General features: G+C 45.8%; 24 protein-coding genes, 1 tRNA gene and 1 riboswitch. Of the genes, 14 read left to right on the forward strand and 11 right to left on the reverse strand.

Annotation, left to right across the window (positions count from 1 at the left end; all coding sequences use genetic code 11):
• Positions 1–173: 173 nt before the first annotated feature.
• Positions 174–1,301: a DUF262 domain-containing protein gene (locus tag LAY41_RS12595; RefSeq protein ID WP_249097975.1), complete on the reverse strand. Its 1,128-nt coding sequence runs from the start codon at positions 1,299–1,301 to the stop codon at positions 174–176.
• 162 nt (positions 1,302–1,463) lie between these two features.
• Between LAY41_RS12595 and LAY41_RS12600 the strand changes: the two genes are divergently transcribed.
• On the forward strand, positions 1,464–1,787 hold the full coding sequence (locus tag LAY41_RS12600; RefSeq protein ID WP_249097979.1) for a polymorphic toxin type 24 domain-containing protein: 324 nt from the start codon (positions 1,464–1,466) through the stop codon (positions 1,785–1,787).
• Between the two features lie 5 nt (positions 1,788–1,792).
• On the forward strand, positions 1,793–2,257 hold the full coding sequence (locus tag LAY41_RS12605) for a hypothetical protein (RefSeq protein ID WP_249097981.1): 465 nt from the start codon (positions 1,793–1,795) through the stop codon (positions 2,255–2,257).
• 96 nt (positions 2,258–2,353) lie between these two features.
• On the opposite strand, the gene LAY41_RS12610 is transcribed toward LAY41_RS12605, so the two are convergent.
• A complete protein-coding gene (locus LAY41_RS12610) occupies positions 2,354–2,749 on the reverse strand; it encodes a hypothetical protein (protein ID WP_249097983.1) in 396 nt (131 codons plus the stop codon).
• A 369-nt stretch (positions 2,750–3,118) separates the two neighbouring features.
• Positions 3,119–3,215: riboswitch (TPP riboswitch) on the forward strand.
• Positions 3,216–3,223: 8 nt separating this feature from the next.
• Here LAY41_RS12610 and thiC point away from each other — a divergent pair.
• Both thiC and LAY41_RS12620 read left to right on the forward strand, forming a co-directional pair.
• Positions 3,224–4,597 (forward strand): phosphomethylpyrimidine synthase, encoded by a 1,374-nt coding sequence (thiC, locus tag LAY41_RS12615; RefSeq protein ID WP_249097985.1) that lies wholly within the window; start codon positions 3,224–3,226, stop codon positions 4,595–4,597.
• Between the two features lie 53 nt (positions 4,598–4,650).
• The gene (locus tag LAY41_RS12620; RefSeq protein WP_249097987.1) at positions 4,651–5,130 is read left to right on the forward strand and encodes a hypothetical protein; all 480 of its coding nucleotides are present in this window, start codon (positions 4,651–4,653) and stop codon (positions 5,128–5,130) included.
• Positions 5,131–5,142: 12 nt separating this feature from the next.
• Here the strand turns inward: LAY41_RS12620 and LAY41_RS12625 are convergent, their stop codons facing one another.
• From LAY41_RS12625 to pyrE, 3 genes are all read right to left on the reverse strand, one after another.
• Positions 5,143–5,451, reverse strand: coding sequence for a hypothetical protein (locus LAY41_RS12625; protein WP_249097989.1), 309 nt, complete (start codon positions 5,449–5,451; stop codon positions 5,143–5,145).
• 46 nt (positions 5,452–5,497) lie between these two features.
• Positions 5,498–5,848, reverse strand: a complete 351-nt coding sequence (locus LAY41_RS12630) for a hypothetical protein (RefSeq protein ID WP_249097992.1) — start codon at positions 5,846–5,848, stop codon at positions 5,498–5,500.
• A gap of 157 nt (positions 5,849–6,005) precedes the next feature.
• Positions 6,006–6,626 (reverse strand): orotate phosphoribosyltransferase, encoded by a 621-nt coding sequence (pyrE, locus tag LAY41_RS12635; RefSeq protein WP_249097994.1) that lies wholly within the window; start codon positions 6,624–6,626, stop codon positions 6,006–6,008.
• A gap of 82 nt (positions 6,627–6,708) precedes the next feature.
• Here pyrE and LAY41_RS12640 point away from each other — a divergent pair, with 82 nt between their 5' ends.
• Complete coding sequence (locus tag LAY41_RS12640; RefSeq protein ID WP_249097997.1) at positions 6,709–7,149, forward strand: hypothetical protein; 441 nt, start codon at positions 6,709–6,711, stop codon at positions 7,147–7,149.
• Positions 7,150–7,302: 153 nt separating this feature from the next.
• Here the strand turns inward: LAY41_RS12640 and LAY41_RS12645 are convergent.
• Positions 7,303–7,375: transfer RNA gene (locus tag LAY41_RS12645), tRNA-Ile, on the reverse strand.
• Between the two features lie 175 nt (positions 7,376–7,550).
• On the opposite strand from LAY41_RS12645, the gene LAY41_RS12650 reads away from it, so the two are divergent.
• A complete protein-coding gene (locus tag LAY41_RS12650; RefSeq protein ID WP_249097999.1) occupies positions 7,551–8,231 on the forward strand; it encodes a hypothetical protein in 681 nt (226 codons plus the stop codon).
• Positions 8,232–8,402: 171 nt separating this feature from the next.
• Positions 8,403–9,818: a hemolysin family protein gene (locus tag LAY41_RS12655; protein ID WP_249098316.1), complete on the forward strand. Its 1,416-nt coding sequence runs from the start codon at positions 8,403–8,405 to the stop codon at positions 9,816–9,818.
• Positions 9,819–9,850: 32 nt separating this feature from the next.
• On the opposite strand, the gene LAY41_RS12660 is transcribed toward LAY41_RS12655, so the two are convergent.
• The 4 genes from LAY41_RS12660 to queC form a co-directional block, all read right to left on the reverse strand.
• Positions 9,851–10,351, reverse strand: coding sequence for a hypothetical protein (locus LAY41_RS12660; RefSeq protein ID WP_249098000.1), 501 nt, complete (start codon positions 10,349–10,351; stop codon positions 9,851–9,853).
• A gap of 8 nt (positions 10,352–10,359) precedes the next feature.
• Complete coding sequence (locus LAY41_RS12665) at positions 10,360–10,734, reverse strand: hypothetical protein (RefSeq protein WP_249098002.1); 375 nt, start codon at positions 10,732–10,734, stop codon at positions 10,360–10,362.
• A gap of 145 nt (positions 10,735–10,879) precedes the next feature.
• A complete protein-coding gene (locus LAY41_RS12670) occupies positions 10,880–11,332 on the reverse strand; it encodes a DUF29 domain-containing protein (RefSeq protein WP_249098004.1) in 453 nt (150 codons plus the stop codon).
• 182 nt (positions 11,333–11,514) lie between these two features.
• Entirely contained in the window at positions 11,515–12,210 is a 696-nt protein-coding gene (gene queC / locus LAY41_RS12675) for a 7-cyano-7-deazaguanine synthase QueC (RefSeq protein WP_249098005.1), read from the reverse strand.
• Between the two features lie 308 nt (positions 12,211–12,518).
• Here queC and LAY41_RS12680 point away from each other — a divergent pair, with 308 nt between their 5' ends.
• Positions 12,519–13,499, forward strand: coding sequence for a Gfo/Idh/MocA family oxidoreductase (locus LAY41_RS12680; RefSeq protein WP_476726983.1), 981 nt, complete (start codon positions 12,519–12,521; stop codon positions 13,497–13,499).
• 14 nt (positions 13,500–13,513) lie between these two features.
• On the opposite strand, the gene LAY41_RS12685 is transcribed toward LAY41_RS12680, so the two are convergent.
• Positions 13,514–14,497, reverse strand: coding sequence for an SGNH/GDSL hydrolase family protein (locus LAY41_RS12685; protein WP_249098008.1), 984 nt, complete (start codon positions 14,495–14,497; stop codon positions 13,514–13,516).
• 296 nt (positions 14,498–14,793) lie between these two features.
• Between LAY41_RS12685 and LAY41_RS12690 the strand changes: the two genes are divergently transcribed.
• From LAY41_RS12690 to LAY41_RS12715, 6 genes are all read left to right on the forward strand, one after another.
• Complete coding sequence (locus LAY41_RS12690) at positions 14,794–14,934, forward strand: hypothetical protein (RefSeq protein WP_249098010.1); 141 nt, start codon at positions 14,794–14,796, stop codon at positions 14,932–14,934.
• A 463-nt stretch (positions 14,935–15,397) separates the two neighbouring features.
• On the forward strand, positions 15,398–16,789 hold the full coding sequence (locus tag LAY41_RS12695; RefSeq protein WP_249098013.1) for a malic enzyme-like NAD(P)-binding protein: 1,392 nt from the start codon (positions 15,398–15,400) through the stop codon (positions 16,787–16,789).
• 170 nt (positions 16,790–16,959) lie between these two features.
• On the forward strand, positions 16,960–18,438 hold the full coding sequence (locus tag LAY41_RS12700; protein WP_249098016.1) for a hypothetical protein: 1,479 nt from the start codon (positions 16,960–16,962) through the stop codon (positions 18,436–18,438).
• Positions 18,439–19,607: 1,169 nt separating this feature from the next.
• Complete coding sequence (gene rimP / locus LAY41_RS12705; RefSeq protein WP_249098018.1) at positions 19,608–20,078, forward strand: ribosome maturation factor RimP; 471 nt, start codon at positions 19,608–19,610, stop codon at positions 20,076–20,078.
• Between the two features lie 73 nt (positions 20,079–20,151).
• On the forward strand, positions 20,152–21,435 hold the full coding sequence (nusA, locus tag LAY41_RS12710; RefSeq protein WP_249098020.1) for a transcription termination factor NusA: 1,284 nt from the start codon (positions 20,152–20,154) through the stop codon (positions 21,433–21,435).
• Between the two features lie 2 nt (positions 21,436–21,437).
• Positions 21,438–21,746 carry a YlxR family protein gene (locus tag LAY41_RS12715; RefSeq protein WP_249098022.1) on the forward strand — a complete coding sequence of 103 codons (309 nt, stop codon included), beginning with the start codon at positions 21,438–21,440 and terminating at the stop codon, positions 21,744–21,746.
• The last annotated feature ends 378 nt before the right edge of the window (positions 21,747–22,124 follow it).

The following is a 22,124-nucleotide window of genomic DNA, read 5'->3' on the forward strand; positions in this document are numbered from 1 at the left end:
TAAACGATTTAGAGTCGTGTAGCAATAAGGTTCCTACAGGCTAGAAGCCCAGAGGCTACACAAACTCTCGTCCGCCTGACGCGGACTCTAGAAGCCTGCGTAGGCGGGCTTTGTCTGTGTAGTCGCGACTTCAGTCGTCGGGACTTCAGTCGTAGAAACCACTGCTCTTCCGGTCATTCTAAGTCAGCGAAAGCCTCAGTTCCGAGCCTTAGCCTTTCCTTTATATTATGTTCGCTAGTGAGATCGCGTATCTTTGCAGACACTGCCACAAATTTTTCTTCGTTTAAAAGATAATTATACCATTCTCGCAATTCATCAAAGTTCTTAATAGCACCTTGTTCCAGTCTTCGTGCAATACCAACCATGACAGCCTCAAATAAAGTTGGACTAAATACTTTTTGTGGGTGGAAAGCTTTATTACTGATACCTTGGTGAACTACTTCAATAGTCTCTATAAAAGCCTTGCTTATTTGTTCTTCGGATTGGAGTTTGAGGTGTCTATTTCCCTTCATGTATTTATTTAAAAATTCTTTAAGTGGTGGCTTATAATTATTGCCATCAAAGTAAAGCGCCAAGAACCGCAGAATAAGTTCTTGGTCTTTCTTATTCTTGTCTACATCTTTGCCAAATAGTTCGCGCCAATAATCATTTTTATTTAACTTATGTATGAGTTCATTGAGAGCGCCGTGGTAAATGCAAGCACGAATTTCTTGGGGTTTGAGTAGAGTACCTCCTGTATTAAGCCTTTCAAAAATGTAGTAAATGCTGTCCTCATTATTATGACGTGGTTCGACAATGGTTGCGGACAAAACCGAGTTGTCTAATTGGCGTCGATCTGCATCCTTCAACGATTTATATGTCTCTCTTTCAAATTTTTGATGCACCCCTTTTAGACAAAACGCTGTCCGACTATTGGGAAATTTTCCATCGTAGAAAGAGCGAAGGCTAATTAATCTTTGCTGACCGTCAAGCACTAGCATCTTTTTCGTTTCTGGCTCGATGGACATAAAAATCCCTGGAACTGGTAGACCAAGTAAGAGAGACTCTATCAAACGGGAAGCTTGCTTGGGTTTCCATACATAGTTACGCTGAAAATCAGGAATTTCTATGTCTTCATTTCTCAGCCGTCTAACTATGCCTTCTACATCAAAATCTCTTCGAGAAACTGATATGGAAAACCTGGAAGGAAGGCTATCCTCTTCATCTTCATCCTCCCAGTTTTCTTCAATTTGCTCTTCCTGTTCCTCATCTGCTAGATATTCAGAGGTAGATGTGTCGCCGTTTGGGTTAAATGTACTCATCCTGTCGCGTCAGCTTTACATGGGTTATTACACATTATATGACAAAGCGCACCCTCAGATATTTCTGGAACGAGTCGCCCCCTCTCGATTAAGGTTTGTGACTTGCTCCACCCCAGCCAAGACCAAGGTGATACAATCTTTAACTAGCCGTTGGGTTGATAAATGCCTAAACCAGTCGATTGGACAGTTGGTACATCAGCTAGCATCCTTATAGCTAAAGGAACTCAAATCACCGGCTATTTTCTCTTAGATGGGGCAAATCCTAGAGAAGTTCGCTATCGCATGGATGGCAGCAACATAACCAGCTATATTGTCTACGATGATAATGGACGCGCCATTAAGCGAGTGGACGTGACAGGAAAAGCTCATGCAAGTGTGCCGACACCTCACGTCGTTGAATATCAACATAACCAAAACCCGGCAAGAAGCATTTTCGTCCAAGCTGAGAAAAAAGTTAGACCCGCGACAGCAGATGAGATCCCATAAAGCTTATGGCTATTAAACAAATATCTTTAGACAAAGAGCAGCTAATTGAATTCCAGCAGTGGAAAGAAGCGAACGGCTACGATTTCTCACTCTGGGACTTTCTTTTTGGAGTTGCCAATATTGAAATTGCTCTAGCTTTTACCCAATTATTCTGGCCGGATTTTGTCGAACACCAAGGTGGAATATTTTTGACAGAAGCATTCGATCTTGAAATATACCAACAGTGGAAAGAAAAGCTGGGAAATGATATCAATGCGATCGAGCGAGTGATGAACCATCAGCACATTGATGATATTCTCCCAGGTGCAGAGAAAGTAGGGATTGATAACTTATATTATCTGGGAGATACGATTGCCCAAATGTGGTCAAGTCGTCTGAAATTAGTTTATCCAGATCGCACTTTTCAAGTAAACTCCGATCGGGATGAACATAGCGTTATTGTAACCTTTTACCAAATTATCCAGCTTTAAAGGAAAATTGCTTTGGTAAATTTAATTAGCAATAACACGGGGCTTAACAGTTTGTCAACCCCCGTGTTATTGAAAGGTTTTACTTAGCAGAATCCATTAGCCTGCTAATGACACTGTGTTTGTGAATGCGCTAGCGGCAACAGGTATAATTTGAATGCTACAGCGGATCTCATCAGCATCTCCTGCCATTGGATCTTCTTGCAGATCTTTCCTGAGTGCTTTCGCTGTACGCATACGCGAAACTGCAACTCCTACTCCCGGTATAGTTATATCTTGAACAGGCACAATGTTGCTTACCAGAACTTGGTCTACAGGGTTAGGGGCATCCACTCCCAAGACTTGTATGACTTCTTGAAATTTAAACCCAGATGTCTGTAAATCGATTTCACTTTGAGTGAAAGTTACATTGTATTTAACCTCGATTTTTACCTTTTGTTGAGTGTTCTCAGTAAATGGAGTTAAAGTTAGGACTGGGTTAGCGATAGTTGCCACAATTATTCTCCTTTTTTTGCCTATTAATGAGTTAGGCGAATTGTTACAACACCATATCCATCCAGCTAGATTGGCTATCAGGATATTTCGATCGGGGAATTATAATTTCGACAATCTTGTTTCTGAGTTGATGGACTCCAAAAAAAACACGAGTGTTGCGTAATACCAATTTTATTTATTATGCTACATAGATGTTTTGGAGAAAGACATCCAAATACTGATTAGTCGTGATGGAAATTGGGAGTACCTATGACAAAACCTAACTTTACCTATTACCCATTACCCATCACCGATTATCCAGGTGTCCCCGTTCCATAAAGATTTCCAACTCGCTTCAACTCAGCTTCAACCCAAAGTGCTACAATCAACAGCCATAGCTAGGGGTGTCCGTAAAACCGGGCTGAGATTAGACCCTTAGTACCTGAGTCTGGGTAATACCAGCGGAGGGAAGCTGTTTATTCGAGGGAATTCAATATGCGTACCGAATGGGTAGCGAAGCGAAGCGGACAAAGCAACGTTTCTCAAATGCACTACGCCCGCCAAGGCGTCATTACCGAAGAAATGCACTACGTCGCCCAGCGGGAAAACCTCCCAGCTGACTTGATTCGCGAGGAAGTGGCACGGGGGCGGATGATTATCCCCGCCAACATCAATCACACTAACTTAGAGCCGATGTGTATTGGCATCGCCTCAAAGTGTAAAGTCAACGCCAACATCGGCGCTTCCCCCAACTCTTCCAATCTTGACGAAGAAGTCGATAAGCTCAAGCTGGCGGTGAAATATGGTGCTGATACTGTCATGGACTTGTCCACAGGCGGCGGTAACTTAGATGAAATTCGCACCGCTATTATCAACGCTTCCCCCGTTCCCATTGGCACGGTACCCGTCTACCAAGCCCTAGAAAGCGTCCACGGTACGATCGAAAAACTGACAGCCGATGACTTTCTCCACGTGATCGAAAAGCACGCCCAACAAGGCGTAGACTATCAAACCATTCACGCCGGGATTCTGATTGAACACCTACCTTTGGTGAGAAACCGCATTACCGGCATCGTCTCTCGCGGCGGCGGTATCCTCGCCCGGTGGATGCTGCACCATCACAAGCAAAATCCTCTCTACACCCACTTCCGCGACATCATCGAAATCTTCAAGAGGTACGATGTCTCCTTCAGCTTAGGCGATTCCCTGCGTCCCGGTTGCACTCACGATGCTTCTGACGAAGCCCAACTCGCGGAACTGAAAACCCTCGGACAACTCACCCGCAAAGCTTGGGAAGATAACGTGCAGGTGATGGTGGAAGGGCCGGGTCACGTGCCTATGGATCAAATCGAGTTCAATGTCAAGAAGCAAATGGAAGAATGTTCCGAAGCACCTTTCTACGTGCTGGGGCCATTGGTGACGGACATCGCTCCCGGTTATGACCATATCACTTCTGCGATCGGTGCTGCGATGGCTGGCTGGTACGGTACAGCCATGTTGTGCTATGTAACACCCAAGGAACACTTGGGTCTGCCGAATGCGGAAGATGTGCGAAATGGGCTAATTGCGTATAAAATTGCCGCCCATGCTGCCGATATTGCCCGTCGTCGTCCAGGCGCACGCGATCGCGATGATGAACTCTCCAAAGCGCGTTACAATTTCGATTGGAACCGCCAATTTGAGTTATCATTAGACCCCGATCGGGCCAAGGAATATCACGACGAAACCCTGCCAGCAGATATCTACAAAACCGCTGAATTCTGCTCGATGTGCGGCCCTAAATTCTGCCCGATGCAGACAAAAGTTGATGCCGATGCTTTGACAGAATTGGAGAAGTTTTTAGCTAAAGAGCCAGTAGTTCAAGGTTAATATAGTAGGGTGGGCAATGCCCACCTTACTACTTGACCAACGATATATTGAAAATGAGTTTACAATCAAAAATAAAAACTACCCCAAATTGTGCTATATTTTGTCGCCATTATCAACAACATCTTGAAGACGCGAGTAATAAAACCCCTGAAGAACGCATTACCTTTCGCTCTTATTTAAAATGGACATCAGCAGAATTGGCAGTGAAAACTCACGGGCCGTGCAAAATTTATTTTGCTTTAGGTGTAGATAGTTTGGTTAGATATGAAGCAATATTGGAGCTAGTTGAACTCGAACCAAAACCAAACACTCATCTAACAAATAACCTACTTCAAAAATGCCTACCCTCAACTCAGAATGAAGGTTTATGGGAGAAAGAGAATGGAAAAATAGGAGTAAAAACACTATATGTTATTTCCCATTGTCACAGATTACTTGAACCTTTCCCACAAACTAAGTTAGTCAAGCTTTCAGATAACCATCCAATAGATGAAAATTTTATTCGCAGCTATGTTTTAGTATACGAGATTTAAACTCCATAGCCTTCATCCCTGACTATCCCCATCAACACGATCGACCCTCCTACTTAAATAACGCACCTCCTCAAGTAAAATATTGAAACGTCGATCGCTTTCTTGTTTCCATTCTGCTAATTCGGCTCTTCGGATTTCATTTTCTTGTTGTTGCTGCGCTGCTACTTGTAACAATGCTTGAGCTGTAATCCTTATCCCATCTACACTATCTCGTAGTTCCGAAATGCTATCTCGTAGTTCCGAAACATCTGAGGATAAATTGTCCAGCATTTTATCTGTCCATCGAACCCTTCCACTTTCGTTGTCTGGTGTTTTTGTCATAACTATTCTCCCTCAAACTTCAACCTTATAGCTATTATAACGGCCTTTATTCCTGACTGTCCCCATCAATACGATCGCCTCTTCTATTTAAATAACGCACTTCATCTAGTAATGTATAGAAACGGCGATCGCTTTCCTGTTTCCATTCATCAGACTTGCGAATATATTCTGCTAGTTCAGCTTTTCTGGCTTCATTCTCTTGCTGTTGCTGTAATGCTATCTGTAACAATGCCTGAGATGTAATCCTTATCCCATCTACGCTATCTCGCACTTCCGAAACGCTTTCTCGTAGTTCGGAAACGCTTTCTCGTAATTCCGAAACATCTGAGGCTAAACTGTCCAGCATTTTGTCTGTCCATCTAACCCTTCCGCTTTCGTTGTCTGGTGTTTGTGTCATAACTATTCCACTGACTTGAAAATCCTGGCTGGGACTAGTGCAGGATGGCGGAAATAACTCACCACTAAAAATTGCCAATGATTGCGCTGGAAATCTTGATTTTTACCACTGACAACTGACAACTGACCACTTGCACTAGACAGTCCCTAACTTTAGCTTAAACCCTTAACTGCTTATACCGTTCCTGAATATCCCCAATCGAAAACACGGCCTCAAACTTCAACTCAACAGATTGGTATAACTCAGCACCACCCTGTTTTCTATCCACCAGCGAAATCACTTCCTCAACGATATAACCCGCATCTCGCAAACGCTCAACCGCCTTCAGTGCGGAACCGCCAGTAGTTACCACATCCTCCAAAACCACCACTTTCGCTCCATCTGGTAACTGAGGGCCTTCAATGTATGCTCTCGTACCGTGTCCCTTAGCTTCTTTGCGGATAATTAGAGCGGGGATGGGACGATTTTCGTAGGCAGAAACGACACTGACTGCGGAGACGATCGGATCGGCCCCCAGCGTCAAACCCGCTACCGCCTGAGTATCACTTGGTAGCATCGATAACAGGATACGTCCGATCGCCAAAGCCCCTTGAGGATGCAGCGTCACCGGCTTACCATTGATGTAATAAGAGCTACGCTGGCCCGACGAAAGAACAAAGTCACCCGACTGATAAGCAAGTTCGCAGAATAAATCGAGAAGTTGCTGGCGCAGCGTAGTTAGATCGGAAGTTGTAGCCCAGACACCTAAACCATCTGGCGGTTTAATTCCACTGGTCATCGCAGTTGATAATTTAAAAGAGCCAACAATGATTTTAGACTCAAAGATGAGTTAAGATTTGGGAAAAGTGAGGGTAAATGTCATGAGCGTGCGGTTTAGCGGTCTTGTAGGTACATTAATTCTGAGTGCCTCTTGTAGCTTGTTTAGCTTTGTCCCCAAGGCCGAAGCAGAAACTTTCAACCCAGACACAATACCCCTAAGTCCCAGAAGTATCGGCATTGATGAACAATTTCAACGAACTTTCTTCAGTAATGACAGAGAAGCTTTTGTAAATCGTTCTATTGGGCGGCAATTTAACTTACTATTCGGCCCTTTTCCTGAAAACGAAATTACTCGCGATAGTAAAGCACTTTACAAATTATACGTAGATGTCATGAGACAGCAGGTTTCCAACGATCCACTGATTCGCACCCCAGATTTGCCCAACCCCTATAATACTTCATTGTTTCAGATCGGCACTGTCAATGTCAGTGCGCCAGTCAGAGGGAGTGAATTTATATACGAGGAACAGCCGCCACGTTAGTGTCAAGTTAGTGTAAATACACATTGTTGAGAACAATAAAGCTTATTATGTCGGCTTTTCCGTACTTAGGGCTTGCTGAATAAGCCATTTTAAACCCACTTTTATCCCTCGCAATATCTTATTGACGGGGGATAAAAGGCGGATTAGATAAAGTGCGCCCTACTGGAATCGAACCAGTCTGAAGGCGAATTATGAGCTCGCTGCCTCCCCAATCGGCCAAAGGCGCTGATTGTGCTTAGCCACTCCTTGACGGGATGGCGATCGCAGATCGTTCAGTCCTGAGCGAACTGTCCTCTTATTGTATAATCAGTCAGCTTAGTTCGACAAGCCTTCATCTTAACTAAGATATTAATCGTTAGCTGGATCGAAATTAAGGAAAGAAGCCCAGAACCCTATCAACCATGAAATTGAACTCAACTGTAGCCCTAACTTTAGTTTTGCTCGTTCTAATGCTTGGAGCTGGCTTTGTCAGCGGAATGTGGGGATTTGCTTTGGGGCATGAAGCCCTTAAAGGCGTAAGTCAACCGGATGCTCGTCCAGTCACCAAAACGAAGAACCTTAAGGACACGCCGCCGGGAGCGCAAGCGGTGGTAATGCTCAAAGAGGCAGATATCATCAAAACTGTGAAAGTGATGATGCAAAAGTCTAAACAGCGTCAGCCAGAAAAAAAGAACAACACCGACAAGCGCACTAAACTGCTCTCGGCGGATGACCCTACCCAGTCCGATGCTGCTCCAGCTGGATTTCCCATTGTTAGTAAAGATAAGGGTGTAACCCTAGAAATCCGTTCGGTTCGTCAGCAGCAAGGCTCTTTGCTGCTGGATGTGAGCTTGAAGAATGAAAGCTCCCAGCCAGTAAAGTTTCTTTATAGCTTCTTGGATGTTACCGATGAACGGGGCCGCCCCTTAAGTGCGAGTGCGGAAGGCTTACCGGGAGAATTGCCGCCCAATGGTGAGGCATTTTCGGGTACGGTGAGTATTCCCACCACTGTGCTAGAAGGTGCCTCAAGAGTGTCACTAACGCTCACCGATTACCCGGATCAACAATTGCGGCTCCAAACCTCTGGTATTCCAGTAAGATAAGAAAACAAAAGTCACTCATTCAAAAGTCAATCGATTTTGGATTTTTGATTCTAGGATTGACCGCCTTTGGCATACTTGCCTTTTTTGCAAATGCTTGCCACCACTGTGGTTGTCTTGGCCGCGAATCCGGGATTAGTTAGTCAAGTCCCAACTTCCCTAACATGGCCAGACATGGTGCTGCGCTTGTTGTCGGTGCTAATACTAATTGCGATCAATGCTTTTTTTGTCACCGCTGAGTTTTCGATCGTTTCAGTGCGCCGATCGCGCATCAACCATCTGGTAGACTCTGGTGATGCCCAAGCTAAGACAGTACAATACCTGCAACATAATATCGATCGGCTTCTCTCCACAACCCAGCTGGGTATAACTCTCTCTAGTCTGGCTTTGGGCTGGATTGGTGAAAATACAATGGCAGTCTTGGTGGCGAACTGGATTTCGAGGCTGCCCCTACCCGGAAGTATGAGTCAGATAATTGCTCATAGCCTAGCCATACCAGTAGCTTTTTCGCTGATTGCTTATTTGCAGATTGTTTTAGGAGAGCTTTGCCCGAAAACGTTAGCGATACTTTTCTCCGAGCAGATAGCAAGATTTTTAGGCCCGCTCAGTTTAGCGATCGCTCGTTTCTTCAAACCCTTTATCTGGATCTTAAATCAATCCACCCGTTTGCTGTTGCGACTCGTTGGCATCCGCTACACAGGTCAAGGTTGGAAACCACCAGTTACCCCCGAAGAATTGCAACGGATTATCACCACCTCTACCGAATCGACGGGACTGCAAGCAGAAGAACGAGAACTGCTGAGAAACGTCTTTGAGTTTGGCGATGTTTTGGCGGGAGAAGTAATGGTACCCCGCACCAGCATTACCGCCATTCCCAGTACCGCCACATTCCAGATGCTGCTCAATGAAATTGCCTCCGCAGGCCACTCTCGCTACCCCGTGATGGGAGAATCTTTAGACGACATTCGCGGCATTATTGACTTCATAGAACTGGCGGAACCTTTAGCCCAAGGTAATTTATCCCTAGACACACCAATTCTACCCTGGATTCGCCCGGTTAGATTTGTACCGGAATATACCCCTTTGAGCGAACTGTTACCCGTAATGCAGCGATCGCACCATGCAATGGTTATGGTAGTCGATGAGTTTGGCGGTACGGCAGGACTTCTTACTCTTAACGATCTGGTTGCAGAAATCATTGGCGACACTGGCGAATCAGATAACACCGAAGAGGTAATTGTCCAAAGTTTGGACGAACAAACTTTTCTGGTACAAGCCCAGATAAATTTAGAAGAACTCAACGATCTGTTAGATCTGGATTTGCCTCTCACCTACGAATACCAAACTTTAGGTGGTTTTCTACTATACCAATTACAAAAAATTCCTAACCCAGGCGAAACTTTACAGTATAAAAATATCGAATTTACCGTTGTTTCTACGGAAGGGCCGCGCTTGCATCAAATTCGCATCCGACGCCTGGAACCCTCATCAGATGTTGTTCAAAATCCCAACAGGTTGGGATTATCAGGGGAAGAAGCGATCGCACCAGAAAATGATACACGCACCCAAAACTCAGACTCCGACCTTTAGGATCGATCGCTCATGTCACCAATTTTTTGAAATTACCCTATTCCCACAGAAGAAGTCTGCTTAACATTACCAGTTTGAGGCTCTATAGTCAAGTTTTCCCCTTCTTGTAATTCGATCTCCAGATAATCTTCAATCACTGACATTCCTATTGCTATATCTGGTAGAGCCTTATTATAGCGGATAGATCCCCTGCCGTTGAAAAGTAAAAATTCTTCTTCAGTAATTACAGCAGTTACACCGTCTAAAGCCAGTATTTGTACTAAGTATGAAGTCAGTGGTAAAGCTAGTAAAATTTGACCACTCAGCCTACAAATAGCTGCCAGCTTTTGCTCAACTCCCACCCAAATCGTCTGTCCATCTGCTGATAGTTTCAACATCGGTTCAATCAGGTCGCTGTTCCAACTAATTCCGTAGTGTCCCAATTTGTCATAGAGGTCAATAATAGCAAATTTGCGAGGGTGTTCGTGAGTAATCAATCTTCGAGAAGCATCTATTTGATTAAATTTTGATTCGTCAACAGTTAGAAATTTCATAGCAATTACTATTGATAAATTTTGGGTACAAGAGATGTAACTTGTGGAATGAGTGACAGGTCACTATTAGGATAAAAATATCTAATTAAAATTGATCCTGTCACTTCTGGACTGATTATCTCGACTTTTCGGGTAATGCTGGTTCCATATTCAGTGACTCTCCTATCTTCTGCGATTTCTGGAGCATCTAATCCTTCTTTAAAGATTTGTAGTAGTCTTTCTCTACCACTAGCAGTCTCATCAATACCTAGTCTTCTCAACTCTCTTAAATTTTGGAATGACCTCTGTGTATTGTTTGGGTCGGAAGTGACGCGACCAAAAAAGAAGTCAAATTTGCTTTCTTTGACGGTGAAACCTTCTCCCTGAATTACATTATCGGTCATTCAGTTTCTATCTCGATGCTAGTTTGGCGATATGGCTTTGCGATCTGAAGGTTGGCGATGGTGGTATTTTAGGCCATCTTAGCTGGGAAGCGATATGCCTCCAGCACGCTACGCCAACGTGCGATCGCTCCCCTCGATTATCAACCTAATTCGACTCTGGTAAAAATTCAGGATTCATGGATTGATCTGGAGTGTAAGGACATACTTCTGGAAACACCTGTTCCCCTAACTGAGTCTCTCGAATTGCCAAAGATAAACCTAATTCATAAGCAGCAATAAAAACATCATCAAGATAGGGTTTCAAACTAGGACTATCTTGCAAAAGCAGTTTGATTTGAATACGTTGCTCTCGAATTGTACCCAACCAATTATTGCTGCGTTTTTCAGATTGAAATTGCCATTTCAGTAAGTGTCCTAACAAAACTCCCAGTCTATTTCTCAGTTCTTGCCGCTCTTTCCTGCCCAAAGTCTCAATTTCCTCAATTAGATTAACGGTGTCTAGTTTATCCCAATGCTGAGTTTTGAGCAGACTAACTTGCTCTTGAGTCCAGGCATAGAAATCTATTTCATAGAGGTCAGATATGTACATTGTTTCCATATTTATAAACCCTATTTTCTGTTTCTTGGTTAGACAATCGAAGGCTACACTTTACGATTATTTCAGTTTTGAACAGGACTTACGCACTAACCAAGGTTTTTCCCCCTAGCCTTTTGCCCCTAGCCCCCCCGACCCCCCAAATCTGGGGGGAGAAAATTCCTGCTCCCCCCAGATTTGGGGGGCTAGGGGGGCGATTGCGTAAGTCCTGAATAAAGTAGGGGATCTTTTAACCCCAACTCTTCAAAAGCTGCCAGACGTAACCGACAAGAATCGCAAACTCCACAAGCTAATGCTTCACCAGCATAGCAAGAGCAAGTTTTTGACCAAGGTACGCCTAAGCTATTTCCCAACTGAATAATTTCGGTTTTCTTCAAATCAATTAAAGGCGTCAAAATAGCGATCGCTTCCCCCTCTCTTCCCTGTTTCGTTCCCAATTGAAACACTTCCTGCATAGCTTGAATATAATCGGGACGACAATCTGGATAACCGGAATAATCCAAAGCATTGACGCCGATGTAAACTCGTTCAGCATTTATTGCTTCCGCATACGCTAGCGCAAAACTCAAAAATATGGTATTGCGGGCTGGCACATAAGTAACTGGGATATTTTGGGCCATGTCTGCCGGGGATCGATCGCTCGGCAAGTCAATTTTCGTATCCGTAAGCGCCGAACCACCCCAAAGACGCAAGTCAAAATTTACCACTTGGTGTTCTGCGACACCAGCAGAGCGGGCGATCGCACTTGCAGCCTCCAACTCCCGCCGATGGCGCTGCTGGTAATCAAACGAAAGAGCGTAGCACTCAAACCCATCAGCTTTTGCTTGATACAGAACCGTTGACGAGTCCAATCCCCCAGACAGTAAAATCACCGCTTTCACGACCTTTCCCCCCGCTGCTTACCTGTAAACATACTGATACTGCCTACGCATAAGTTGCCTTTACTACAAAAAGCCCTTTCGATCGACTTACAGTGTGTAGGAACATAAAGTCAGCTTAGAAATTCTTAATCAACGAAGACACTATGCTACCATCTGGATGGTTTTTGACGGCTACTTGTCGGATAAGACCCAATGTGGTGGAGGAGCATAACAGAGTGCCAGATAGAATCTCAGTGAGATTTGCGAACGCTTACCTGCAACGAAATCAACCAGAACCGTTGCGGATTGGGGTGATCGGGGTGGGCAACATGGGACAGCATCACACCCGTGTTCTCAGTTTACTCAAAGATGTAGAACTCGTAGGTGTCGCCGACATTAACGTCGAGCGGGGTTTGGATACTGCCAGTAAGTATCGAGTTCGCTTTTTTGAAGATTATCGCGACCTCCTTCCCCATGTGGAGGCGGTCTGCATTGCCGTACCCACGAAACTGCATCACGGAGTCGGGATGACCTGTCTCCAACGCGGTGTTCACGTTTTAGTTGAAAAACCGATCGCCGCCAGTATTGCCGAGGCCGAATCCCTGGTCAATGCAGCAGCTGAGTCGGGACAAATTCTGCAAGTAGGCCACATCGAACGGTTCAACCCAGCTTTTCAGGAATTCACCAAAGTGCTGAAAACTGAAGAATTGCTGGCTTTGGAAGCGCACCGCATGAGTCCCTACTCCAATCGGGCCAATGATGTGTCTGTTGTTTTGGATTTAATGATCCACGACATCGACCTGCTACTAGAATTGGCAGCAGCCCCAGTGGTCAAGCTAACAGCCAGCGGCAGCCGCGCCTCTGATTCTGGCTATTTAGATTACGTGACCGCTACCCTGGGCTTTGCCAATGGCATCGTAGCCACTCTTACAGCTAGCAAAGTCACCCATCGTAAAATCCGGCGTATTTCAGCCCATTGTAAGAACTCGCTGACAGAAGCAGACTTTCTTAACAATGAGATTCTGATTCACCGACAAACGACTGCCAACTACAAGACCGACTACGGTCAGGTACTTTATCGGCAGGATGGTCTGATTGAAAAGGTCTACACCAGCAACATTGAACCGCTTCATGCAGAATTGGAGCATTTTGTCAATTGCGTGCGGGGTGGCAATCAACCTTCTGTGGGCGGGGAACAAGCTCTCAAAGCCCTTCGGTTGGCAAGTTCGATCGAGCAGATGGCGCTCGACGGTCAAGTATGGAACCAGCGAGAGTTGGAGCGTATGAATCAGCCGACGTTAAAGGTGTAATACGATGGGAAATTTCAGATTTCAGATTTAAAATTGTCAATTCCAAATAAATTTGAAATCTGCAATCTAAAATCTAAAATCTCTCGGCTAATAGCTTCACTAACCAAATGATTGCCTTGAGGACTGAGGTGAATATGGTCTCTGTATAAGGTTTCTGGCTGCTGGGCCCTGTTGAATATCGGCAGAAAATCCAAATATAGAATTTGCTGGCTTTGGGTAAAGTCAGTAAGTCTTTGGCGTTCCTTAAGTTCGTAATCACGCGGCCCAGAATTGCCAATTTCCCGCAATAACGGCGTCATAGCTAGTAAGAAATGGCAATTGCTCTGATGAGCTAGCAGCCCAATTTGCTCGATCGCCGCCAAATTGCGATCGACGCGATCGCTCTCTTCCCCATTCACCGCCGCCAACTTGGGTGCTGGTAATAGGTAGCGGTTGAAAACTTCCGCCAAAGCTAGGGGAGGTTTGCGATTGGGGTAATTGCGATCGCGTCCCACCGGCAGCGACGTAGGTGCTGTAGCAAACAAGTCATCGGTATTGATCAGCAACACCAGAACTTGCGCGTCGAAAGTACCAAACCGCTCTACGTAAGCTAACTCATTCCTTGGCCCCCAGGAATTTGCCGAGGCATTGAGAACTTCAACTTCCTTAAATCCAATATCGCTAGCAGCTGATTCCAGCTGACCAGCGATCGTGGCTGAAATAATGTTGGCCCGATCGGTCCACCAGCCTCCATTGGCGATCGAATCGCCTAACAGCAAAACCCGCAACGTAGAATGCGATCTTTCCTTGCTCACAGCATGACTACGCATAGAATACTGATTAATTTCGATCCGATTCCCAAAGCGCCGAGTTCGCTGGTTAGGTGCCAGCAAATAACCAATCTGTTCATCAGCAATATAAATGAGGGGATTGCCGAAACCAAACACCAAACGCAGCCCTAATTCCAACAGCAGCAACAACCCCACAATAATTGCCAAGATCGCTAGCCCGATTTTCATGGCTATTTTCCTTATCTAAACTGTCTTTAACTGAGAGCTTGCACCAAGCTTCTGTAGGGTGCGTTAACGCAGTGTAACGCACCGAAAACCGTCCGGCGATGGTGGGTTACAGCTCAAGCTGTAACCCACCCTACGGCTGTCTTTAACAGTCTAGATATGAATTTTACTTAACAAAACTTTTTTTCTCTTTGCCTTCCGAGTGATGGACGAGCGTACCTTTGAAGGCTAACCTAGACCTGGAAACATTGTTTTCCAAATCGTTACAGCGCTAAGTACAGAGAGAATTTTAGATCGCAATGACAGACCTAAACCGTGGAATCATGAAATTTGAGGGAGCCGATAGCCCAAAGGCGATCGCCATTTCGGCAGTGTTGGTACTCGGTGGTATTGCCGTTCTACTCCTGTGGGCGTTGAATTCTGCCTACGCCATCAACTAAAAGATTAAACCTCACCCCCCTGCCCCCCTCTCCGAGATCGGAGAGGGGGGAGAAGAAAGACTTCCCAGGGAGGGGAGAGTCTTTGTATTTCTCCCCTCCCCGTGGACGGGGAGGGGCAAGGGGGTGGGGTCATCAACTAAAAGATTAAACCTCACCCCCCTGCCCCCCTCTCCGATCTCGGAGAGGGGGGAGAAGAAAGACTCCCCACCCTGGGGAGTCGGTGAGTCTTTGTATTTCTCCCCTCCCCGTGGACGGGGAGGGGCAGGGGGTGGGGTTAAATTTCTGCCCAATCCCCAATCCCCAGTTTCTGCTTTTGGTGTGACTTAACACAATCAAATAGCTGTTGTTCATATACCCTGGAAGGAATTGACAATGGTCAGTAGTAAAGAAAAATTGACAACTGACAACTTCTAGGTGGCAATCTTTTCGCCTGACCCAATACCCAAATCAGAACAACAGCAGCATGGTAAACCTGACCCCTAATTCCTCTTTTAGCGTAACGCTCCGCTTGGAACTGCCCAACCGCGCAGGGATGTTGGCAAGCGTAACTCAGGCGATCGCATCCGTCGGCGGCAATCTCGGTCAAATAGACTTAATTGAGCAAACGCGCCAGATCTCGATTCGAGAACTCACCGTCGATGCCTCTAGCAGCGAACACGAAGAGAAAATTGTCCAAGCGGTTAAGACACTCCCCGATGTCACCGTTATGGAGGTCTACGATCGCACCTTTAATCTGCATCGCAGCGGCAAAATTACTGTCAACAGCAAAATACCAATTAAAAGTCAAGCAGACTTGTCGATGGCCTACACACCAGGTGTAGGCCGGATCTGCACCGCGATCGCCGAAGACCCAGCACAGGTATACACCCTCACCATCAAACAAAACACCGTCGCCATTATTACCGATGGCAGTGCCGTACTGGGATTGGGCAATTTAGGCCCCTATGGCGCTTTGCCAGTCATGGAAGGCAAGGCGATGTTATTCAAAGAATTTGCCGGTATTGACGCCTTTCCGATCTGTTTGGCAACTCAAGATACCGACGAGATTATCCGCACGGTCAAAAACATCGCCCCCGTCTTCGGCGGCATCAACTTAGAAGACATCGCCGCACCCCGCTGTTTTGAAATTGAAGACAGACTGCGAAAGGAATTAGATATCCCTGTATTTCATGATGACCAACACGGCACCGCCATCGTTACCCTAGCTGCTTTGATCAACGCCCTCAAGCTGTTGAAGAAATCTCTTTCAGAAGTCCGCATCGTCATTAACGGTGCTGGTGCTGCTGGGGTGGCGGTGGCGCGTTTGTTGCGAAAAGCTGGTGCCCAAACTATCTGGATCTGCGACACCAAGGGCATTATCTCCCTGAGTCGTACCGATCTAACCGAGCAAAAGCTAGAATTTGCCGTAAAAGCGCAAGGTTCTCTGGCCGGGGCCTTACAAGGTGCTGACGTTTTCATCGGTTTGAGCGCACCAGGGGTTCTGACACCCGAAATGGTGCGATCGATGGCCAAAGACCCGATCGTTTTCGCAATGGCAAATCCCATTCCAGAAATTCAACCAGAGTTGCTGGGGCCGGATGTAGCCGTTATAGCAACAGGTCGCAGCGATTATCCCAATCAGATCAATAACGTTTTAGCCTTCCCCGGAGTCTTTCGCGGGGCCATAGATTGCCGTGCGTCGGCAATTACCACAACTATGTATTTGGAAGCTGCTTATGCGATCGCTTCCCTGATCAATCCCTCAGACCTCGATCGGGAATACATCATTCCCTCCGTGTTTGACAAACGAGTTGCTCTAGCCGTCGCCGCAGCCGTTCAACAAGCCGCGCGTCAAGAAGGTATCGCCCGCAGTTAGGAAAAAGTTAAAACTTAAAAGGCAAAAGAAAGATTTTAGATTTTTACTTTTGCCTTTTACCTTTATTTATAGCAAAGTGCAACGGAAGCCGCTTGCTTGCGGGGAATAGCTCTATAGTGTCCTAACCTATGTGACTATGGCTATACTGAAAATAATCTTACGACTTAACTATGTCATCTTTACCAAAAATAACCAAAAAAAAATCTACAACCCGTCGCAATCTTTGGTTTGAAAGATTGATGGCACTCCTCGCATCGGCAAATTTGGGTTTAGTTTTGTTTGATTTAAGCTATACACCCTGGCGCAACTTCTGGCTACAAGGTAATATACATTTGCTTAAGTTTACTGTCAAAATACCTCTTCCTCCCATTACTAAATGGTATGACCCAATTAAGGGTATAGAACCCAATCGAGAAACGCAAAAATATCTAGATACTGTAAATACACTTGAAGAGCAAATAGCGCAGACAGGATTGCAGTCGCCGCAAGTTGAAAACTTACTGGCACAACTGCGTCGCCTCAGCAGCGAAACGATCGATACCGATCCATTTCGGGTCGCCAATAAGAGCGGTACGCTGGAGAAAATTAAGAATCGAATGCGCGATCGCATTGGCCTAGATTCGGCTCGTCAATCTTTCAACACCTTTTGGACTCAAGACCATTTATCAAAATATGGATGGCAGAAAGAACAGAATTTTTTCAACACCAAAATCCGCCCTTTAATAGAAACAAACTATTATCGCCCCATCGGGGAAAATGGCGAATTTGTTGACTACTTCTGGATAATCGATATGCCATTTGTCATCCTTTTCGGCCTTGAATTTTTAGGACGTACCTGGTTTATCAGTCGCCGTCACGTTGGGATTAGCTGGCTAGATGCTATGCTGTGGCGCTGGTACGATATCTTCCTGCTAATCCCATTCTGGCGATGGTTGCGAGTCATACCAGTTACTATTCGCCTCAACCAAGCTGAATTCGTGGATCTTCAACGTATACAAACGCAAGTTACCCAAGGTTTCGTCGCGACTTTTGCAGAAGAAATAACTGAAGTTGTAGTAGTCCGGGTGATCAAGCAGGTGCAGGGATCGATCGAACGAGGTGAAGTAACGCGCTGGCTATTTCAATCAGAAAAACGCACATACATCGATCTCAATAATATTAACGAAGTAGAAGCGATCGCCGACATTATAATCAAACTGGTCGTCTACCGAGTTTTACCAAAAATACAGCCAGACTTGTCAGCTATCCTGCGTCACAATATTGAAAGCATCCTCAAAAATTTACCCGCCTACAAAAATATCCAAAGCATACCTTTCTTAGCCGAAATACCCAACCAGTTAACTGAAAAGCTAGTGACAGAAATATCGCAAGCAGCATATGAAGCCATAACTTCGGCACTTGAAGATCCTGTTGGGTCAAAACTTTCGGCACAATTAGTCCAACACTTCGGTGAAGCGATCGCCTCGGAAGTGCAAAATCAGCAAACCATAGAAAAAATTCAAAGTTTACTCTTAGATATGCTCGAAGAAATCAAAATCAATTATGTAGAGCGTTTATCTCAAGAAGATATAGAACAAATTATGGAGGAAACGAGAAAGATACATCAGCTGGCACAACCGCACGGTGGACAGATTTCCCATTACAAATAAGTTTGCTCTGAACCTGAATGAACACTCTCTGGTGTAGAGAAGTTTCATGAAACTTCTCTACATCTGTAGCCAACATTTAGTAAGTAGGTGGGCGTAAATAAACTGAACTCCCAGAAACCCGGTAACTCCTGCCAATACCTTCGCCAAAAACCTAAAATGCCTAATTTGTAGGTTGGGTTGAGGCACGAAACTAGGGCAAATGTGTTGGGTTTCGCTGCACTCAACCCAACCTACAAAAAAATGGCGAAGGTATTGTCCAAGAAACCCGGTTTCTTGGAGAAACCGGGTTTCTAAGGGCCTGGAGTTTTACGTTCCATTATGCCCACCAACTTAATCTATATTACTCGTTGTTAATTGTTCAAAAGCAATGAAGCACGAACTAGGTAAACAGTAGTTGCTTGTAGAGGGACAGTATCGAACCAACCAGGGATTGCCCTACCGGAAAGGGTTCGCCCTACGCTTGCCCCACCTAAATCTCCATTTGGGTGGGGTTAAGCGACGGTCAGGTATAATACAAGAGGCGGGGCATAACGCTAATAGACAATATAGGGCGCGGTAGTAGGTCTGGTAAGGGTCACACCTTACAAAAGGGTTGCACAAGGCAAGTGTGATATTTGTCTATAAAACCTGTAACTATCTGGAGAACAGACTTCGTATAAAAGGGATGGTAACAGAAAAGTTTGCCCGATCGCGCATCCGCGCCGCGAGAGCGAACGATAGGAGTGAATGGGAGCAAAAGTTTTTTGCTCCCGGCTGCTAGAACACCGATTCAGTATTCACGCAAAGTGCGTCAAAACCCGGTTTCTTTGAGTTAGTCTAAAGAAATATCGGTTTAGAGGGCTACAGAAACCGGGTTTTTGGGATTACTGAATTGGTGTTCTAGGAACTAGCGTCTAACGACGCGGATAGACAAGATTGCGATCGCATTTAAATGCGAAAGGCAAGTTGGCTCTTCGAGCGTCAGAGACTCTAATCTCCTGTTAGGACGGAAACTCTGTCCTAACTTGTGAGATCGGAATAGCTCATATCCTTTGATGGGAAGTGGGTATTGGCCCCACTTTTTTTATTGGAGTTATAGCAACCGCCTTGGCGGTTAAGACATTCTCAATTCCTGAAACCCTTCTTCCCCTAGCCCCTAGCCCCTAGCCACTAGCCCCTAGCTATATCAGATGACTCATCCCTTAATCCCACAAATTATTGACTTAGCTGTACCAGTGGCCCAAGCAATGGGCTTAGAGGTTGTCGGGGCAGTATTTCAAACCAACCAAAACCCACCCATTCTGCGTGTGGACATTCGCAACCCGCAACAAGATACCAGCTTAGCTGATTGCGAACGCATGAGTCGGGCAATAGAACCAACCTTGGACTCCGCAGATATTATCCCCGAAGCTTATATCTTGGAGATTTCCAGCCCCGGAATTTCACGGCACCTCACTACCGATAGAGAGTTCATCTCCTTTAAAGGATTTACGGTGCTAATTAGCACATCCGAGCCTTACGAGGGCAAGAAAGAATGGCGGGGACAACTGATTAATCGGGATGATACAGCGGTTTACCTCAACCAAAAAGGGCGGGCTCTAGCTATTCCCCGCTCCTTAATTGAGCGGGTACAACTGGACGAACGAAAAATTAAAAATTAAAGATCGAAACTCAAATAGTTTTGGCATTTTTAATTTTTAATTTTTAATTTTTAATCACTGGAGGTTTGGCATAGTGACAATGGTTAGTTTACCTGGACTTAAAGAGCTGATCGAGAATATCAGCCGCGATCGCAATTTACCCCGGCACGCTGTCCAGGCAGCGCTTAGGGAAGCTTTATTGAAAGGCTACGAGCGCTATCGGCGCACCCAGAGCATCAATAAGCATTTCGATGACGACTACTTTGACAACTTAGAAGTCGAGCTGAATATAGAAGAGGAAGGGTTTCGCGTTCTAGCGACCAAAAGCATCGTCGAAGAAGTCAGCAGCACCGATCGCGAGATTGCCCTCTCAGAAGTTCAGGAAGTAGTCGAAGAAGCCCAGCTGGGAGACACCGTAGTTTTAGACGTAACGCCAGATCAGGGCGAATTCGGTCGCATGGCCGCAATTCAAACCAAGCAAGTGCTGGCTCAAAAATTGCGAGACCAGCAGCGCAAGATGATTCAGGAGGAATTCCAAGATTTAGAAGGCACCGTCATGCAAGCGCGGGTGCTGCGGTTTGAGCGGCAATCCGTCATCCTGGCCGTTAACAGCGGCTTTAATCAGCCAGAAGTAGAAGCAGAATTACCCAAACGAGAACAACTGCCCAACGACAACTATCGGGCCAATGCCACGTTTAAGGTTTATCTCAAAAAAGTGCGCGAAGGCCCGCAACGGGGGCCACAGCTGCTGGTTTCTAGGGCAGCTGCCGGTTTGGTGGTCGAGCTGTTTAGCACCGAAGTACCGGAAATTGAAGATGAAGTCGTCCGCATTGTCGCTGTGGCGCGGGAAGCCAATCCACCCTCTCGTTCTCTGGGCCCCCGTACCAAGATCGCCGTCGATACCCTAGAACGAGATGTAGACCCCGTAGGTGCTTGTATTGGAGCGAGAGGATCGCGCATTCAAGTAGTCGTAAACGAATTACGCGGCGAAAAAATCGACGTAATCCGGTGGTCTCCCGATCCTGCCACATACATTGCCAACGGCCTCAGTCCAGCCAGAGTAGATGAAGTACGCCTGGTGAACCCGGAAGGACGCCAAGCCCACGTTTTGGTTGGCGAGGATCAACTGAGTTTAGCTATAGGCAAAGAAGGACAGAACGTTCGTCTGGCAGCCCGCCTGACTGGGTGGAAAATTGACATCAAAGATGTAGCGAAGTACGACGCCGCAGCAGAAGACAGCAAAATAGCTCAAGCAATGGCAACCAAGCAAGCACAGGAAGAGTATGAAGAAGAGGAAACAATAGACAAATACAATTTGGATGAAGTTGATTTATACGCCCAGTCGGATGAACAAAGTCAGTTTGATGGGGAAGATTAAGCGTGGAACCCAATTACCGGCGTTGTATTAGTTGCCGCCAGGTAGCACCCAAACAAGCTTTGTTGCGTGTTGTCCGAGTCTATCCATCCAGGCAGGTACAATTAGATCGGGGCGAAGGGCGATCGGCCTATCTTTGTCCAACTGAGATTTGCCTGCAAGCAGCTCAGAAAAAAAATCGCTTGGGACACGCGCTCAAAACAGCTGTGTCTCCAGAAATATACCAAACCTTGTGGAAACGCCTATCCAGCCCACAGGTCGCAGCTAATACAACCCCTCAAAATCAAATCACATCAGATTTGGAATCTCATTGAGGCGGTAATTATCTGGTGGCATTAGGCCGATGCCAATATCGAAGATGGCAACAAACCCCCGAATAAGCAAGTGAGTGCCAAAATAGTAGTAGGTGCTTGGTTATTGTACTCATGGACAAAGCTGTAAACACAACTGCCCACAGTTGCTTAAAACTTTGTGCAACATTAGAACAGTAGTGGCGATTTGGGCTCAAGTCCGGCTCTTTCAAACCGGAGTGCATTCGTGGAATAAATTTGGGCTCACGCGAGAGGAAAGTTTCACTCTCCCGTATGCTCAGGACTATATTTCACAATAGCTGCAACCAAGACGTTCTCTGGGTCAGGCGGTGGGTGTGGACTTAGGGCTGAAAACTCTAGCCACCAACCGCTCTGACATAA

The organism is Argonema galeatum A003/A1, from assembly GCF_023333595.1.
Classification (GTDB): Bacteria; Cyanobacteriota; Cyanobacteriia; order Cyanobacteriales; family Aerosakkonemataceae; genus Argonema; species Argonema galeatum.

Coding starts and splice junctions, on each gene's coding strand:
- LAY41_RS12595 (WP_249097975.1), bottom strand. CDS start 1,301: ATGAGTACATTTAACCCAAACGGCGACACATCTACCTCTGAATATCTA.
- LAY41_RS12600 (WP_249097979.1), top strand. CDS start 1,464: ATGCCTAAACCAGTCGATTGGACAGTTGGTACATCAGCTAGCATCCTT.
- LAY41_RS12605 (WP_249097981.1), top strand. CDS start 1,793: ATGGCTATTAAACAAATATCTTTAGACAAAGAGCAGCTAATTGAATTC.
- thiC (WP_249097985.1), top strand. CDS start 3,224: ATGCGTACCGAATGGGTAGCGAAGCGAAGCGGACAAAGCAACGTTTCT.
- LAY41_RS12620 (WP_249097987.1), top strand. CDS start 4,651: ATGAGTTTACAATCAAAAATAAAAACTACCCCAAATTGTGCTATATTT.
- LAY41_RS12625 (WP_249097989.1), bottom strand. CDS start 5,451: ATGACAAAAACACCAGACAACGAAAGTGGAAGGGTTCGATGGACAGAT.
- LAY41_RS12630 (WP_249097992.1), bottom strand. CDS start 5,848: ATGACACAAACACCAGACAACGAAAGCGGAAGGGTTAGATGGACAGAC.
- pyrE (WP_249097994.1), bottom strand. CDS start 6,626: ATGACCAGTGGAATTAAACCGCCAGATGGTTTAGGTGTCTGGGCTACA.
- LAY41_RS12640 (WP_249097997.1), top strand. CDS start 6,709: ATGAGCGTGCGGTTTAGCGGTCTTGTAGGTACATTAATTCTGAGTGCC.
- LAY41_RS12650 (WP_249097999.1), top strand. CDS start 7,551: ATGAAATTGAACTCAACTGTAGCCCTAACTTTAGTTTTGCTCGTTCTA.
- LAY41_RS12655 (WP_249098316.1), top strand. CDS start 8,403: ATGGTGCTGCGCTTGTTGTCGGTGCTAATACTAATTGCGATCAATGCT.
- LAY41_RS12660 (WP_249098000.1), bottom strand. CDS start 10,351: ATGAAATTTCTAACTGTTGACGAATCAAAATTTAATCAAATAGATGCT.
- LAY41_RS12665 (WP_249098002.1), bottom strand. CDS start 10,734: ATGACCGATAATGTAATTCAGGGAGAAGGTTTCACCGTCAAAGAAAGC.
- LAY41_RS12670 (WP_249098004.1), bottom strand. CDS start 11,332: ATGGAAACAATGTACATATCTGACCTCTATGAAATAGATTTCTATGCC.
- LAY41_RS12680 (WP_476726983.1), top strand. CDS start 12,519: ATGGGACAGCATCACACCCGTGTTCTCAGTTTACTCAAAGATGTAGAA.
- LAY41_RS12685 (WP_249098008.1), bottom strand. CDS start 14,497: ATGAAAATCGGGCTAGCGATCTTGGCAATTATTGTGGGGTTGTTGCTG.
- LAY41_RS12690 (WP_249098010.1), top strand. CDS start 14,794: ATGACAGACCTAAACCGTGGAATCATGAAATTTGAGGGAGCCGATAGC.
- LAY41_RS12695 (WP_249098013.1), top strand. CDS start 15,398: ATGGTAAACCTGACCCCTAATTCCTCTTTTAGCGTAACGCTCCGCTTG.
- LAY41_RS12700 (WP_249098016.1), top strand. CDS start 16,960: ATGTCATCTTTACCAAAAATAACCAAAAAAAAATCTACAACCCGTCGC.
- rimP (WP_249098018.1), top strand. CDS start 19,608: ATGACTCATCCCTTAATCCCACAAATTATTGACTTAGCTGTACCAGTG.